Annotated in this window: 14 protein-coding genes and 2 riboswitches; of the genes, 10 read left to right on the forward strand and 4 right to left on the reverse strand. The window is 39.1% G+C overall.

The genetic code is table 11. The annotated features are described in order from the left end of the window. Window positions 1-46: 46 nt before the first annotated feature. Window positions 47-228: riboswitch (cobalamin riboswitch) on the reverse strand. 146 nt (window positions 229-374) lie between these two features. After that, window positions 375-554, forward strand: a riboswitch (cobalamin riboswitch). 161 nt (window positions 555-715) lie between these two features. The 4 genes from H0184_RS14485 to H0184_RS14500 all read left to right on the forward strand — a co-directional run bounded on the left by H0184_RS14485 (window position 716) and on the right by H0184_RS14500 (window position 5,580). Further along, complete coding sequence (locus H0184_RS14485) at window positions 716-3,001, forward strand: ribonucleoside-diphosphate reductase subunit alpha (protein ID WP_221826500.1); 2,286 nt, start codon at window positions 716-718, stop codon at window positions 2,999-3,001. Window positions 3,002-3,025: 24 nt separating this feature from the next. Beyond that, complete coding sequence (locus H0184_RS14490) at window positions 3,026-4,069, forward strand: ribonucleotide-diphosphate reductase subunit beta (RefSeq protein WP_260631580.1); 1,044 nt, start codon at window positions 3,026-3,028, stop codon at window positions 4,067-4,069. After that, window positions 4,050-4,529, forward strand: coding sequence for a flavodoxin domain-containing protein (locus H0184_RS14495; RefSeq protein WP_260631581.1), 480 nt, complete (start codon window positions 4,050-4,052; stop codon window positions 4,527-4,529). Before H0184_RS14490 ends, H0184_RS14495 begins: the two co-directional genes overlap by 20 nt. Window positions 4,530-4,782: 253 nt before the next feature. Next, the gene (locus H0184_RS14500) at window positions 4,783-5,580 is read left to right on the forward strand and encodes a DUF2935 domain-containing protein (protein WP_221826502.1); all 798 of its coding nucleotides are present in this window, start codon (window positions 4,783-4,785) and stop codon (window positions 5,578-5,580) included. 57 nt (window positions 5,581-5,637) lie between these two features. On the opposite strand, the gene H0184_RS14505 is transcribed toward H0184_RS14500, so the two are convergent. After that, entirely contained in the window at window positions 5,638-6,189 is a 552-nt protein-coding gene (locus H0184_RS14505) for a hypothetical protein (protein WP_221826504.1), read from the reverse strand. 93 nt (window positions 6,190-6,282) lie between these two features. Between H0184_RS14505 and H0184_RS14510 the strand changes: the two genes are divergently transcribed. The 3 genes from H0184_RS14510 (at window position 6,283) to H0184_RS14520 (ending at window position 7,415) form a co-directional block, all read left to right on the forward strand. After that, a complete protein-coding gene (locus H0184_RS14510; RefSeq protein WP_221826505.1) occupies window positions 6,283-6,429 on the forward strand; it encodes a hypothetical protein in 147 nt (48 codons plus the stop codon). An 82-nt stretch (window positions 6,430-6,511) separates the two neighbouring features. After that, complete coding sequence (locus H0184_RS14515; protein ID WP_221826507.1) at window positions 6,512-6,799, forward strand: hypothetical protein; 288 nt, start codon at window positions 6,512-6,514, stop codon at window positions 6,797-6,799. Between the two features lie 34 nt (window positions 6,800-6,833). After that, complete coding sequence (locus tag H0184_RS14520; protein WP_221826509.1) at window positions 6,834-7,415, forward strand: uracil-DNA glycosylase; 582 nt, start codon at window positions 6,834-6,836, stop codon at window positions 7,413-7,415. A 443-nt stretch (window positions 7,416-7,858) separates the two neighbouring features. Here H0184_RS14520 and H0184_RS14525 read toward each other — a convergent pair whose 3' ends face one another. Genes H0184_RS14525 through H0184_RS14535 form a run of 3 tightly spaced genes read right to left on the reverse strand, consistent with a single transcriptional unit; the run spans window position 7,859 to window position 10,921 of the window. Beyond that, a complete protein-coding gene (locus H0184_RS14525; RefSeq protein WP_221826511.1) occupies window positions 7,859-8,950 on the reverse strand; it encodes a Gfo/Idh/MocA family protein in 1,092 nt (363 codons plus the stop codon). Between the two features lie 58 nt (window positions 8,951-9,008). Then, the gene (locus H0184_RS14530) at window positions 9,009-9,734 is read right to left on the reverse strand and encodes a ThuA domain-containing protein (protein WP_221826513.1); all 726 of its coding nucleotides are present in this window, start codon (window positions 9,732-9,734) and stop codon (window positions 9,009-9,011) included. 26 nt (window positions 9,735-9,760) lie between these two features. Continuing rightward, window positions 9,761-10,921 (reverse strand): Gfo/Idh/MocA family protein, encoded by a 1,161-nt coding sequence (locus H0184_RS14535; RefSeq protein ID WP_221826519.1) that lies wholly within the window; start codon window positions 10,919-10,921, stop codon window positions 9,761-9,763. Window positions 10,922-11,052: 131 nt separating this feature from the next. On the opposite strand from H0184_RS14535, the gene H0184_RS14540 reads away from it, so the two are divergent. The 3 genes from H0184_RS14540 to H0184_RS14550 all read left to right on the forward strand — a co-directional run bounded on the left by H0184_RS14540 (window position 11,053) and on the right by H0184_RS14550 (window position 16,021). Beyond that, window positions 11,053-11,883 (forward strand): helix-turn-helix domain-containing protein, encoded by an 831-nt coding sequence (locus H0184_RS14540; RefSeq protein WP_221826521.1) that lies wholly within the window; start codon window positions 11,053-11,055, stop codon window positions 11,881-11,883. A gap of 405 nt (window positions 11,884-12,288) precedes the next feature. Then, on the forward strand, window positions 12,289-14,496 hold the full coding sequence (gene katG / locus H0184_RS14545) for a catalase/peroxidase HPI (RefSeq protein ID WP_221826528.1): 2,208 nt from the start codon (window positions 12,289-12,291) through the stop codon (window positions 14,494-14,496). A 658-nt stretch (window positions 14,497-15,154) separates the two neighbouring features. Then, on the forward strand, window positions 15,155-16,021 hold the full coding sequence (locus tag H0184_RS14550; RefSeq protein ID WP_221826530.1) for a MurR/RpiR family transcriptional regulator: 867 nt from the start codon (window positions 15,155-15,157) through the stop codon (window positions 16,019-16,021). Window positions 16,022-16,150: the final 129 nt, after the last annotated feature.

Consider the following 16,150-nt stretch of genomic DNA (forward strand, 5'->3'; position numbering starts at 1 on the left):
TTTGTCGTACAAATGAATGTCACCACCTATTTCCACGTAGGTATCTGGTGTGTACTACAAATTGGCAGGTCTCCTGGCTTTTCATCAATGCTCCTCACACCTTCCCATCAAAAGACAGTGGTTTTGCGTGATTCACTCCGAATTACAGTTGCGGGACAGCGACGGACTTGCACCGTTCTTCCCTATTAAGCCAAGCCTCAGCTTGGCACCAATTCTTACACGATATGTAATTGCCCATTACTATATCATATTAAAATTCATTCGTACATAATTTTCTGATATTTAATTTTAATATTGTAATAGGGAAAATAGTATATTATAGTTGTGACTATACAATATTTAGTGTTCATCATTAACTGAAACACTAAATATAGATAATGACCAATAATAATGGTGTCTGTAAAAGACGTAATAGGGAATCTGGTGAAAACCCAGAACTGTACCCGCAACTGTAAGTGCTGACGAAATAATCATATCCACTGTCTAAAAGATGGGAAGGGATTAGAGTAGGAAGAAGCACAAGTCAGGAGACCTGCCATTTTTATTACGTATTATCTTCTTCGGGAGCTGGGAAGATATAACGAGGGTATCGGTGCTATTACAGTGAATAAGACTGTATGATAGATGATTCCACGTTATTGTAACCCATCTTCATAGATGGGTTTTTTGTCGTTTCACTCACGAAGTCATTACGATACGAAAAGGGGAACTAGGTATGCTAGTAGATAGCATGTATGCAGAAAAACAAACAATTTTAGCAACAGTGAAAAGAGCTTCTGAAAAATATCATCTCGATACAACCCAATTAGTTGAAAAGATTACAAAACTAGAAGATTCTTCCATCTATGAACAATCTCTTTTCTATGCATTAAATCAAATTTCAATGAGTGACCCAAACTGGACTTTCCTGGCAGCAAATCTGTATTTACAGGAACTTTATCGAAATGCTTCAAACAGCAGAGGGTACAAGCCGGAAAATAAATATGGTGACTTTTACTCTTTGATTGCTGAATTAACGAAAATAGGAATCTATTCTAATGATCTATTAGAGGATTATACAAAAGAAGAGGTAGCAATATTGGGAGCAGAAATAGCGTCTGAACGGGATCATTTGTTTAATTATATAGGGTTGTTTTTACTAGCAGATCGCTACTTGGCAAAAGATTACGAAGGTAATCTATATGAGCTGCCCCAAGAACGCTTTATGATTATCGCCATGACGTTAATGAGAAAAGAACAAAAGGATAATAGGTTAAATTTCGTAAAAGAAGCCTACTGGGCACTTAGTAACTTATATATGACCGTTGCTACACCAACACTTTCAAATGCCGGAAAAAGCTTTGGGCAGCTCTCTTCTTGTTTTATTGATACAGTTGAAGATTCCTTAGACGGGATATATTTGAATAATTGGGATATTGCTAGATTAAGCAAAGACGGAGGAGGATTAGGTGTTTATCTAGGCAAAGTACGTGCTTTAGGATCTGATATCAAGAAGTTCAAAGGTAATTCTTCTGGGGTTGTCCCTTGGATTCGTCTCATAAATGATACCGCTGTGAGTGTGGATCAATTGGGTCAAAGGCAAGGGGCAATCGCCGTTTACTTAGATATCTTTCATAAAGATATGATGAATGGATTTTTAGATTTAAAGACAAATAATGGGGACGAAAGGCGAAAGGCTCATGATATTTTTACGGGTGTTTCAATACCTGACTTGTTTATGAAGAAATTAGAAGAAGTAGATGAAAACGGTCGAAGTGTGGGAGAATGGCATACTTTTTGCCCGCATCAAGTAAAACAAATAATGGGGTGGAAAGACCAAGACGGAAATTCCCTTGGTTTGGAAGATTTCTATGATGAGTGTGAGGTAAAGTTTTTTACTGAAAAGTATGAAGAAGCCGTAAACCATCCTCTGCTTCCTCGAAAAAGTTATCGAGCCATGGATATTATGGCAAGAATTATGATTTCTCAATTAGAAACCGGTACGCCATATATGTTCTACCGGGATGAAGTAAATCGCCAAAATCCGAACAAACATGTTAGAGGAATAGGACGTACATCCATTTATTGCAGCAATTTGTGCACCGAGATTACACAAAATATGTCTGCTACCACGATTGTGAAAGAATATAAGGACGAAGATGGAAATATTGTGATTGTTCGTAAACCAGGGGATTTTGTTGTCTGCAATCTATCTTCTATTAATCTTCCGAAAGCTGTAAAAGCAAATGTACTAGAGAGATTAATTCCTATTCAAATGAGGATGCTCGACAATGTGATTGACCTCAATACCATTTCAGTTGGACAAGCCGAAGTCACAAATAAACAATATCGTCCTGTAGGGTTAGGGACGTTTGGCTGGCATCATCTTCTAGCTTTGGAAGGGATTTACTGGGAGTCTTCTCAAGCTGTCGAATATGCAGATCGGCTATATGAAGAAATTGCTTACCATACCATTCGTTCTTCAATGGAATTAGCGAAGGAAAAAGGAAGCTATCCAAAATTTAAAGGTTCAGAATGGCAGTCAGGCCAGTATTTTGAGCGGAAAGGGTATAAATCTGATCGGTGGAATCGATTGATGAGGGAGATAACGAGTTATGGGGTTCGAAATGGCTGGATGATGGCAATTGCACCGAACTCATCGACCGCAAAGATTGGTGGTTCAACAGATGGTATTGATCCTCTATATGCAGTGGAATATGCAGAGGAGAAGAAAAATTTCAAATTTAAAGTAACCGCGCCAGATTTGGATCATAAAAGTTACAACTTTTATCGACGAACTCGTCATGTATTGGACCAGACATGGAGTATTCGACAAAACGCCGCCAGACAGCGCCATATTGACCAATCGATTAGTTTTAATCTATATGTTCGTCATGATATTAAAGCGGTTGAGTTATTACATCTTCATAGGGAAGCATGGAAGCAGGGTTTGAAAACAACTTATTACATAAGAAGTACATCTCAATCGGAGATAGAAGAATGTGAAGCATGTCAAAGTTAGCAGAGTAAATGGAGGAGGTTTATTATGATTCATGCACTATTAACCAAGATAAAATTATTAAATCCTGAGTTTCCAAACAAATCCACAGGAATCATTAATGGGAGATCGTCTGGAATTCTAAATTGGAATGATATTGCCTATCCAAAAATGTACGACTTATATCAGACTCTATTATCAAATTTTTGGAAGCCCCAGGAAATTAATATGCAAGATGATATAAAACAATGGGATTTCCTTAGTAATCACGAAAAGGATGTATTTTTGCGGATAAATACACAGCTTGCTTCCCTTGATAGTTTACAGACTCCAACCATGAGCCAAGTCATGGATTATGTAAGTGATTCTAGTTTTAAAGCGATTTTTGCTGTTATTTCACAACAAGAAGCGGTTCATAATGAATCCTATTCTTATATATTAAGCTCGCTTATACCCGTTGGCGATCAAAACGAACGATTTAATCAGGCGAAAAGTGATCACATTGTCCAAAAACGAAATCAATTGATATTAGATGCCTATGAGGAATTTAGACAGCATCCAACGCCACAATCGTTATTTAAGTTATCTGTAAACTCCATTAATCTAGAGGGAATTTATTTCTACGCTGGGTTTGCCTTTTTCTATCATTTAGCACGTCAGCAAAAAATGCTGAAAACTAGTACAATGATTAGTTATATCCAGCGGGATGAGATGCAGCATGCCTATTTTATAGCCCAATTCATTCGAATCCTTATAACAGAAATTCCTGAGCTTCATACAGATGAAAATACCCGCTATATTTACCAAACCATTAATGAAGCGGTTGAACTAGAAAAAGAGTGGGCTCATTATATATTAGCCGAAATCAAAGGAATCAATATAGCTGAATTTGAAGGCTATGTTGAATATTTAGCCAATAAACGTTTGAGGCAGCTTGGCTTGAAAAATCTTTATGAAGAAAGAACCAATCCAATGCCGTGGATTCAAGTATTTGGAGATGAAATGATGAATGAGACCAAGTCAGATTTCTTTGAACAAAAATCTAGAACCTATTCGAAGGTCTCACAATCAAATGGATTTGATGAACTCTAATTTATCCGTGGCCATTGTTTACGGATCCGTAACAGGAAACACGAAAGAATTGGCACATGTGATTTATCGAATTTTTTGTTCGAAGGCAGTCAAGGTGTCTATTTTTAGTATAGAGGAGTTTTCTGTATCGGATTTATGTCATTTTGACGCACTAGCTATCGGAACGTACACGTGGGGAAAGGGTGACATCCCAAAGGAAATGTTGCCGATCTATAGAGGATTTGAATCGATTAGGAGAAAAGACATGGCTACTGCTGTATTTGGAACAGGCGATACTTGTTATCCGATGTTTTGCGGAGCGGTTGATCAGTTTCGGGACATGCTGTACGTGCACACAAATTTAGCAGCGACCTTGAAAGTTGAACTTCGGCCACAAAAGGAGGATTTGCAGCGTTGCGAAAAGTTTGTTGAAGCACTGCTAGGACGTGTAAATAAGGATAGCTATGTGAGAGTAAAGTGAGCTTATGCGAGAGTAAGTGAGCTTATGTGAGAGTAAACTGAGCTTATGCGAGAGTAAAGAGAGCTTATGCGAGAGTAAAGAGAGCTTATGCGAGAGTAAAGAGAGCTTATGCGAGAGTAAACTGAGTTATGCGCCAGTAAACTGGGGTATGCGCCAGTAAACTGGGGTATACGCCAGACCCGATGTTCATAAGACATGCCTGAGGAGAATAAATATCAAATTAGTGTGGTATTTTTTCCTAGGAGGAATGGACATGAATGATGTTGTTGAAAGGTCGGCCAGATTTGAACACCGTTTTTGGCTTCAGATATTAGGTGATCATTCCCGGTTTATTTTTGAAGCTCTTGCTCCCATTCAAAAGTCAGAGATTGAGCAGGCACAAAATTTTATTAACATATTTGATACACTTCTTGAACGTGCAAAATCCGCGCCGCCACGGGAACTAGCAGCACAAGTAGAACCAGAGGTAATGAAGCTGCGGGCTTTCAAATTAGATCTAATAAAACAACATCTGGTCGGAAAAATTAAGATACATCTTACACCAACATTTATTAATCACATGGTAAATGAATTAGAGGAATATGTAAGGATTTTAAAATACTTAAAGGAGGGGAAAGTCCCGCCTGTTTACCACGAACTTCATCATCATCTGCTTTGGTTATTAGACGCAGCAGGTCACTCAAATGCTATCTATTCCAATTTAGATGGTGTAGAAAAGAAATTAAGAGAGAAAAGTAAGGCATTTATGAAGGACTTTGAAGGTTTTTATCTAAAAGCAGTAGAACTGGCAGGATTTTTAAGAACCAATTTGACGAACTTTCCCGCCCTGGAAAAAATGACGAATGATGCCCAATTAGAAATTAAGTTATTCCAAAATTTTCTAACGGAAATAGAAGAATTAGAACTAAGTAACCAAGCGTTGGGCACTTTTGCACCGTTAATGGCGGATCATATGTATCGGGAAGAATGTTACTACTTAATGAAATTAGCAGAATCGGCAAACATTGAACCGCCGAATTGTGATCCTGCCAAACCAAGACTTAAGGAATGAAAAAATTTATTATGTTGTTCAGGGGGATCATCTCCTGAACATTTTTTTGTCAGTTGTTTATGCCTCTAATGAAACGACATTTGTAATAAGCAGAGATTTCTCCGAAAAAATGCAATACAAATTTGTCCTCATATTATGGATCATTGCTTGGCGAATTGATAAGCCTTCGTATCCCTGCTTTATTAGGCTCCTTCGAAACTCTGTATTGGCTTCTTCTTTATTTAGAAGAATTGCACCATCTTTCCAGGTAACATTTTTCTTTTTGGCACCTAAATAATCACAATATACGTCTCGTTCCCTCATAAACAAATCAAATGATTCCTCTGTATTAGATTCGTAAATTTTTAAATTTGGTTCATCTATATATACCTTATAAATAAACCCGCTAATGGGCCTTTCATATTGAATAACCTTTGGTTCACCATTCTCCCAGAACTCGCTCTTAGATTTTTCAATCACCGTCTCTGAACCAATCGCAAACGGTTTGGCTGTTCTGATATCTGAAGTGAACCAAAATCCAATCGTATTGATATCGTGACTTAAGTTTTGAACGACGGTTTCTTCATTGAAATTTTGAAAATTTCTTATAGAACCATGGTAAATAATCATTTGCATAACCTCCATTATTAACTTACCCCAATTCGGTATATTTCTTTAACCCTCTATAGATAATAAATATGATTTACTAAAGGAGATGACACAATGAATACGAAGGATAATTTCAAAACAGGTGCAAAGGTAACTGCGGATAATCAAATTTATGGAACAGTTAATAGTAAGAGTAAAAATGGTACCGGTGATTCACCAAATGATAATGTCAGTAAGAATAAAAAGGGACTTGATCGTTAAGGGAGAAGCAGCCAATTATATTGGCTGTTTTTTATGTACCTCAATGAACCGCTTATGAAACAATAAAAGGGGAGGACTGTGCTTGGATAAAAAGAATCTAAGCGAACAAGAGTGGGTGTATAATTATCTACAGAATCGTGCTAACCCCTTACCCCTTGTTTTAGGTACGAAGGGTACATGGGGGATTAATGACAGTAAGGCAATTATTTTAGTGGCATTTACCCTGCCAGATATTGCAATTATTAGAGATATGCACAATGTCACAAAAAATCCTATACGAGAAATGAGATATAAAAACATCGTTTATTACGCAGTAAATATCGTAGCCAAAAATCAAGTTGAGTACGTGATTGATTATTGGAAAGAATAACAAAATGAAAAACTAGTACCAGGAGATGGATGCTATGTCTGCTTTTTGCTCGGAATTATGGCCAGAGGAACCAACCCCTGAAGCCTATCAAGATTGTCGTGAATGCGGCCTATATAAACACGGAACTCGTATGGTCTGGGGAGAAGGTAATCCAGATGCTCCTATTATGGTTATACTGGATAACCCGGGAGCCAGAGAAGACCGTGAAGGAAATCCAATGGTCTGCGGAACTCGACAAACTTTACAACAAGCTGCAAGCGAAGTTGGATTAAAAATGGACGACCTCTACGTGACTTTCATTCTAAAAAGAAGACCAGTCCGGGCTTATGAAAAGGATCAGACGCGCCAAACTTGTATGATTCATTTAGAACAACAAATCCACCATAAAAAGCCGAAGCTTATTTTATGTTTAGGAAATGTAGCAGTCCAATCCTTCTTTCATGACTCTGAAGCTGAAGTTAAGAACTTACGAGGTACTTGGCACGATGTGAATGGTTTTCAGACAACTGTTGCTTACCATCCACTAGCCGTAAGACGCAGACCTAACTTATGGAACATGTTTTTACAAGACATGGCATTTGTTGCAGAGGAATTAAAATCTACGAATACGAAGTGAACAGGCACCCGGCCATTTAAGATAATATAACTGGGTGCCCATTTTATTGACAATTTACCTAAGGAGCTAAATATGGATTATATACCGGTAGCGGAAGAACTGTTTCATCTCATGACAAGAACAGCTTGAACTCTCATTAACCGCTAGGTAATGGAATAGCTGCACATTAAATACACCATAGAAATATTGTTATGAATTGTTCCCTTGATCCTTGATAATAGAGTGACAAGGGAACGATACCTGGAGAATCGTTCCCTAGAACATCGAAAACACGAAGTCGAGGTAACAATAATGGCTGAATCGTTCCCTGGAACTGCAAAAAACGAATAGTAACGGAACAATACTTATAGTATTAATATACCAATCTGTCTGTTCATAGTAAAAGGGCTCTCCAAGTATATGGGAGCCCTTTACTTTGAAAGTATACAATTCTAGCGAATGACTTAAGCCTGTAATTCCAAAGATACAGATTCAGGACGCTCACAGGTACTTTCCATTAAATAATGTTTACCACTATCTGAGGAATCATGGAAGCCATGCATCGCTTCTAAAACGTGATACGCTAATTCGCTATTTGCTCGATATTTCCCACCTTCAAGGATGGCTTTAGCCATATCTGCAACGCCAAGCCCTCTATTGTTTTGGGAATATCCATACGGAAGAGGAACCTCTTTAAACTCATTTTCGTCACGTTTCCTTATTTTTACAGGACCACCGAACGTATTGGGATCAGGGACTAGTAAAGTTCCTTCACTGCCATAAATTTCAATAGGGGGCAGCGATGTACCGCCAAAGGCATCAAAGCTTGTAGTAATACTTCCAATTACACCCGATGCAAAATCGATTACACCTGAGATATGTGTAGGGGTGGATACTTCGATTTTAGTACCTGCTTTTGGTGTACTAAGCACCGTTCTTTCTTGATAACTGATACGAGTAGAACCAGAAATTCGTTTGATTGGTCCTAAAAGGGCCACTAAGGCCGTTAAGTAATAAGGACCCATATCAAACATAGGTCCGCCGCCATTATCATAATAAAAGGCAGGGTCTGGATGCCAATGTTCGTGCCCGCGGCAAATCATGAATGCGGATGCACCAATCGGAACTCCAATTTCACCTTGTTCGATTAGATTGATTGCGGTTTGTATACCAGCACCTAAGAAGGTGTCAGGTGCACTGCCAACAAGAAGATTATGTTTCTTTGCGGTTTCTAAAATTTGTCTTCCTTCCTCGCGTGTCACAGCAAGTGGTTTTTCTGTATAAACATGCTTTCCTGCCTCAAGTGCTTGAATGCAAACAGAGGCATGTGCTTTAGGTATGGTTAGATTAATGACAAGTTCAATCGCTGGGTCAGCCAGTAACTCTTCTACGGAACAAGCCTTGGGGACACCGAACTTTTCAGCTTGAGATTGGGCACGCTCCACATCTAAATCGGCACAGGCAACAAGCTCGAGTTGCGGGAACTTCGGACAGTTTTCCATATAAATAGAACTAATATTTCCACAACCGATGATACCAATTTTAAGTTTTTTCATTAGGATCCTCCCGATTATTTTATTTTACATTCCATAAGCTCTTCGAAATTCGCTTTACTTATTGGCTGTCTCCCATACCTGTGTAGGTCCGTACATTTCCATAATTAAGCGCTGCATCTCGTTTTTTTCCTTCAGCGGCCCACAAAAATCCACGGCGCATAATGAGTGAAACTTCCGGAAGGGCAATGATATTAGCTTGATGGCCTAATGAGTTATAAAATACATTTCCCTGACCCCAGCGTTTCGTCCAAACTACAGGCATATCAACAGCTTTATTCGCAGCATGAGGTCCGTCAACAACCGGGAAGCGAGTGGTAGCTAATACTTCAACAGCTGGATCGTAATGTAGATAATATTGCTCACTAGCCACTTTAAAATCAGAGAGACCCTCTAATAGGGGACTGGAGGAATGTTTGATGTTGACTGTATATTCCACACCATCATTTCCTGGATGTGCCACCCAATTTCCGCCTGTCATAAACTGCCAGTCCACATTATTTCGAAAAGAATCGCACATTCCACCATGGCATCCAGCTAATCCTGTACCAGCGGCGACTGCTTCGGATATATTTAAGACATATTTTTTTTCAATTTCACCCATCGTCCAGTGGGGAACGATTAAATCCAAAGATTTTAACTTTTCTTTGTCATCATAAGAATCGAGTGAATTAGATACTTCTACTTGGAAGTTTTCCTCCTCAAGGATCCCTTTAAAGATTTCAGCTACTTGTTCCGGCTGATGGCCATCCCATCCGCCCCAAACAATCAATGCACTCTTTTTCATGATAAAAGCACTCCCTTTATTATTTTTTATACGTCAGAAATACGAATCCATTGGCGTTTTTCAATCGATAAATCAACCGCTTCTAATACTTCCTGGCACTTTACACCATCACGAAAGTTCGGAACAGGGAGTCGATTTTCCCGGAAAGATTCCATAAGTTCAACCATTTCATGAATAAACGTATGTTCATAACCAATCGTATGTCCTGGCGGCCACCAGTTTTCTGCGTAAGCGTGAGCAGGGTCTGTTGCTAAGACGCGGCGGAAGCCTTGGACATCTTCTTGATCATCAACGAAATAAACTTGCAGTTCATTCATCCGTTCAAAATCAAAGATAACACTGCCTTTACTGCCATTAATCTCAAATGAATTGGTAGAACGGTGGCCAGCCGCAAAGCGAGTTGCTTCAAAGCTTCCTAAAGCTCCGTTAGCAAACCGAGCTAGAAATAGGGTAGCGTCATCCACTGTCACTTCACCTTTTTCATTACTATCACTGCCTTTTGCTGATAAACCTGTCATCTGAGAAGGAAGTGGCCGTTCTTTAATAAACGTTTCGTTCATACCAATTACTTCGGTAATATCGCCGATTAGGTAGTGAGATAAATCGATTAAATGAGCTCCGAGGTCTCCGTGAGAGCCTGAACCTGCAATTTCTTTCTGAAGTCTCCAGGCTAGCGGGAAGTTTGGATCCACGAGCCAATCCTGTAAAAACCATGCACGGAAATGATAGATATCGCCGAGCCTTCCTTCGTCAATAAGCTTTTTAGCGAGCATAACTGCAGGTGCGAAGCGATAGTTAAATCCAACCATATGTTTGACCCCTGCAGCCTCGACAACCTCAAGCATTTCTCGGGAATCTTTTAATGTAAGCGCTAACGGTTTTTCGCAAAAAACATGTTTGCCCGCTTGAGCAGCAGCAATGGTTATTTCTTTATGTACATCACTAGGTGCATTAATATCGATTAAATCAATGTCATCTCTTTCCAGGAGGCTTTTCCAGTCACTGGTGTATTCCTCCCAGCCAAATTGCCTGGCTGCTGTGCTCACACCTTTTAGGTCACGTCCGCAAATAACCTTCATCTCAGGATGAACAGTATTTGGGAAGAAGAGTGGAAGATCTCGGTAAGCATGACTGTGTGCTTTTCCCATAAATTTATAGCCGACCATTCCAATTCTAAGTTTTTCCATTGCCAATCTCCTTTTTTATGTCATGAAATCACTCTTATATCGATAAATCTATCATTGATAGGTTTGACACAACAAGTAAAAACTTATATAATCCTAGACAAAATTCACTCTTTACTGAGGATGGTCTTATCATGTTAATATATGAAGCACACCATTTTGATTTAATATCAAACTATCATACCTTAAATTTAAACTTCCCAAGCCATCTCCATCGTGGTTTTGAATTATTATTCCTCGTAGATGGGGAAATGGAAGTCATTATTAGGCAAAAAAGTTACCAGTTAAAAACTGGACAATTCTTACTCATATTGCCTTATGAAATTCACTCGTTTAGTACAAAATCACATTCTCGCGCCAACATTTGTATTTTTTCGCCAGACTATGTTCCAACATTTCAAAGGATGATAGAAAATAGTTCACTTGAAAATCCAGTTTTCAACCTTTCTAATGAAGCAAATACACTAATTTCTAGAACACTTTTCAAAGAAAACTCAAATCTCCTAGAACAAAAGGCCTGTCTCTATTTATTATTAGCGGAGCTAATGGGACAAACCAGCTTAATTAAAGGCGACAAACAAGATCCAGAGCTGCTTCATAAGTTGTTAACGCATGTTCAGAACCATTTTACAGAATCGATTTCTTTGAAAAGTATCGCTGGTACACTAGGTTACAGTTATAATTATTTATCGAAGTATTTTAATACTCATATTAGTATGTCTTTTGTGGATTTTCTAAATGAAACTAGGGTTAACTATGCATGCCATCTATTAATCTATACTGAGAAAAATATTACTGAAATTGCTCATCTATGCGGATATGAAAGCATACGTTCATTTAATCGTAATTTTGTAAAGATAAAAACTTGTACACCAAAGGAGTACCGAGAAAAGCAGCCGCAGTCGTTTATGGATCTGTATCCTTTGGAACCTGAAATTTATATTAATAATTCAAACGAAAGCTGACTTGTATCAATATCGAGTCAGCTTTTTAATTTCTGGCTGTGTTAAAGCTAAATGTTGATTTTAGCACTCTGTTGATTTGCGCGGAAGGCACGAAGACTCTGCAGGAGTACGGAGCAGGTGAGACCCCACAGGCGCAAGCGCCGAGGAGGCTCGCCGCAACTCCTGCGGAAAGCGAAGTGCCTGGAGCGCAAATCAACAGACCAATTAACACAGTCTAATTTTAATGTATTGGAGAAGACTGCATTAAAACAGCTCCTAAATGTTAAAACTTTGTGATAATTATCATTAACTTCACAAGTTTCAGTAATAGCTTAGTAGAATAGAAATAGAATAATTATAGACATCCTGTTTTATGTCTCACCACTAGAAGAATAATTATTAATTTTTCAGAAAGGGGACAAATTTATGGACAAAAATAACAATGCTGCTGGAGGATGCCCGTTTGGTCACGGAGGTGCTACTAGTAACACATCTAGTGGTACATCAAACCGTGACTGGTGGCCAAACCAGTTAAACTTGAACATTCTCCATCAGCATGATAAGAAGTCTAACCCTATGGGAGAGGATTTTGATTACGCAGAGGAATTTAAGAAATTAGACTACTATGCTCTTAAACAGGACCTTCGCGACCTGATGACAACCAGTCAGGATTGGTGGCCTGCTGACTATGGACATTATGGTCCATTTTTCATCCGTATGTCTTGGCATGCTGCAGGTACATATCGGATAGGTGATGGCCGTGGCGGTGGTGGTACGGGTGCACAACGGTTTGCACCACTAAACAGCTGGCCAGACAACGGCAACCTCGATAAAGCACGCAGATTGCTGTGGCCGGTTAAGCAAAAGTATGGAAATAAGATTTCATGGGCTGACTTGCTCCTCTTAGCTGGTAATGTTGCGATCGAATCCATGGGGGGTAAGACGTTTGGCTTTGGGGCAGGACGCCCTGATATTTGGCATCCTGAAGAAGACATCTACTGGGGAACGGAAGCCGAGTGGCTGGGAGACAAACGGTACACAGGTGATCGTGAGCTTGAAAATCCACTTGCTGCAGTACAAATGGGTCTTATTTATGTAAATCCAGAAGGTCCAAATGGTAACCCTGATCCGGTAGCTAGTGCTCGTGATATTCGCGAAACCTTTGCCCGGATGGGAATGAACGATGAAGAAACGGTAGCATTAATTGCAGGCGGTCATACGTTTGGTAAGGCACATGGAGCAGGAGATGCTGCACATGTTGGTCCAGAGCCAGAAGCAGCTCCAATTGAAGCAATGGGCTTAGGCTGGTTAAGCACTCACGGCAGCGGGAAGGGTCATGACACCATCACCAGCGGTATTGAAGGTGCTTGGACGGCTAATCCAACTCAGTGGGACAATGGTTACTTTGATTTATTATTTGGATATCAATGGTGGTTAACAAAGAGTCCTGCTGGGGCCTTTCAGTGGCTTGCGGTGAATCCGGATCAAAAGGATCTTGCACCGGATGCAGAAGATCCATCCATTAAAGTTCCAACGATGATGACCACCGCCGATATGGCATTACGTTACGATCCTGAATACGAAAAAATATCCCGTCGTTTCCATCAGAATCCAGAAGAATTTGCTGATGTGTTTGCCCGTGCATGGTTCAAGCTTCTGCACCGCGACATGGGGCCAAAAGCAAGATATTTAGGACCTGAGGTTCCTAAGGAAGATCTTATCTGGCAAGATCCTATACCAACTGTTAATTATGAATTGACAGATTCTGAAGTACAAGATCTTAAAGCTAAAATCCTAAACTCAGGACTTACCATCAGCGAGTTAGTCACTACTGCTTGGGCTTCCGCAAGTACTTTCCGTGGTTCAGATATGCGCGGCGGCGCGAATGGTGCCCGCATCCGTCTATCCCCACAAAAGGATTGGGAAGTGAATCAGCCGGAACAACTTGCCAAAGTGCTGAATGTCCTAGAAGAGATTCAAAGTAAATTTGATAAGCGTGTCAGCCTTGCTGATTTGATTGTATTAGGGGGGAATGCGGCGATTGAAAAAGCAGCTCATGAAGCTGGCTTTGATGTGAGAGTTCCTTTTGCTCTTGGACGCGGTGATGCAACAGAAGAGCAAACGGATGTTGAAGGCTTTGCTGTCCTAGAACCTATTGCAGATGGTTTCCGCAACTATCAGAAGAAGCAATATCGTGTAAGTCCAGAGGAGCTCTTAGTTGACAAGGCACAGCTTCTAAACCTAACTGCACCTGAAATGACTGTCCTTATTGGAGGTATGCGTGTACTAGGTACAAATCACGGCGGCACTGAACACGGTGTATTCACTGAAAGGGTAGGAACACTCACAAACGACTTCTTTGTTAACTTACTTGACATGGGAGTAGAGTGGAAACCAGTAGAAGGAAATGTATATGTAGGACGTGACCGAAAAACAGGGAAGGTCGTGCGTACAGCTACAAGAGTTGACCTCGTGTTTGGTTCAAACTCTGTTTTGCGTTCGCTAGCAGAAGTGTATGCTCAAGATGATAACAAAGAGAAGTTTGTACGCGACTTTATTGCAGCCTGGGTTAAGGTAATGAATGCAGACCGTTTCGACCTTAAGGTGAAGGAAGCTCAATTAACAGGGAATTAAAGTACAAATCAGATAAACTAAGTGCCCGGCACCCCTATGGTTATTAATAGGAAGGTGCCTGGCATTTTTTCAATCATATCACTTTCAATCCCCCAAATAAATACCTAAACAATTTAGGAATGAAATATATATAACCTTCCCCCTACATATTATTTATTAATTAACAATGGTATAGTGGGGGGAGTTCGATGGATATTCATAAATGTCCTGAATGTATGGCTTTAAGACTGTTCGAGGATGGTACATGTACCTATTGTGGGCATTGTTCCAGTATTAGAGCATCAATAAATGCACTATATTCTAAAAAGAAGAATACCAAGTATCAAGAGTACGAAACAATTAAAAGGGTAAGAGATCAAAGATTTAGTTCATCGAGGTCTTTAAAACGGTAGGGGGAGTTAAAAGAAGACTCCCCTTAGATTTTTAATTTTTTAATATTAATACAAAAAAATCCCCATTTATTAGTGCCAACACTAAAAAATGGGGATTTTTAAATCTGGTTTCAATCCAGCGTCATCACACAAAACTGAAATTATAATTGCTGTTATTTTCTTCTAATCGTGCTAATTTTTATAAAAATATTAGTAGATAAATCATGAATAGTTATTATAAAATAGTTAAATATACTAGTAAATTTTTAAGTAGAGGGGGATTACAGTTGAGTGATTTAAACATTAATACGAATCCAGGTTTTTTTACAAGAACTAGTGCAGCGATGTCAAAGCTTCGGGATTCAGAAAAAAAGATTGTTGAGTTCATCGAACAAAATCAAGAAGAGATTATTCATCTATCCATTACAGAAGTGGCTGAAAGAAGTGAAACAAGTGAATCTTCCGTCGTTCGTTTATGTAAGCGGCTTGGGTATAAAGGGTTTCAGGATCTAAAGATCCATCTTGCCAAAGAGGTAATTGCACCTGAGAAACAGATTCATGAAGTGATTGAAAAAGGTGACGACGTTGTTGTAATAAAGAAGAAGGTTTTTCAATCAAATATACAAGCTTTATATGATTCAATAGAAGTATGCAGTGACGAAGAACTTCAGAAGGCTGTCTCAGCCATATCTAAAGCTAGATTAATCGAGTTTTATGGAACAGGCGGATCGGGAACCGTTGCTTTTGATGCCCAACATAAACTACTAAAATTAGGGGTTAAATCGTTTGCATATAATGATTCTGTGCTGCAAGCAATGTCAGCAAGTGTCCTTACAGCACAAGATGTAGTTATAGGCATATCACATACAGGTTCAAATACAGAGGTATTATCTGCTATGAAATTAGCTAAAGAGGCAGGCGCAACTTTAATTTGTATAACGAATTCATCCAAATCCCCAATCACGAATATTTCGGATATTGTTTTGCAAACTGCTTCAAATGAAACTTTGTTTAGAACGGATGCTATTTCTTCAAGGATTGCTCAGTTAACCATTATAGATGTTTTAGTGGCTGCAGTCGCAAATCAACAGTATGAAATGTTTTATAATAATTTGCAAAAAACGCGTAAATCAACCATCGATAAAAAGATGTAAAGGTAAGTTGCAACAATTATTTCCCCCTTTAACTATCATATGTGAAAATAATATTCATTTTTTTTAAAATATTCTTGAAGGAAATTACCACCCTGTGATATGATAGTTTTACAGAATGAATTTTCAGAA

It is taken from the genome of Neobacillus niacini, from assembly GCF_019749295.1.
In the GTDB taxonomy this organism is placed as follows: domain Bacteria; phylum Bacillota; class Bacilli; order Bacillales; family Cytobacillaceae; genus Neobacillus; species Neobacillus niacini_D.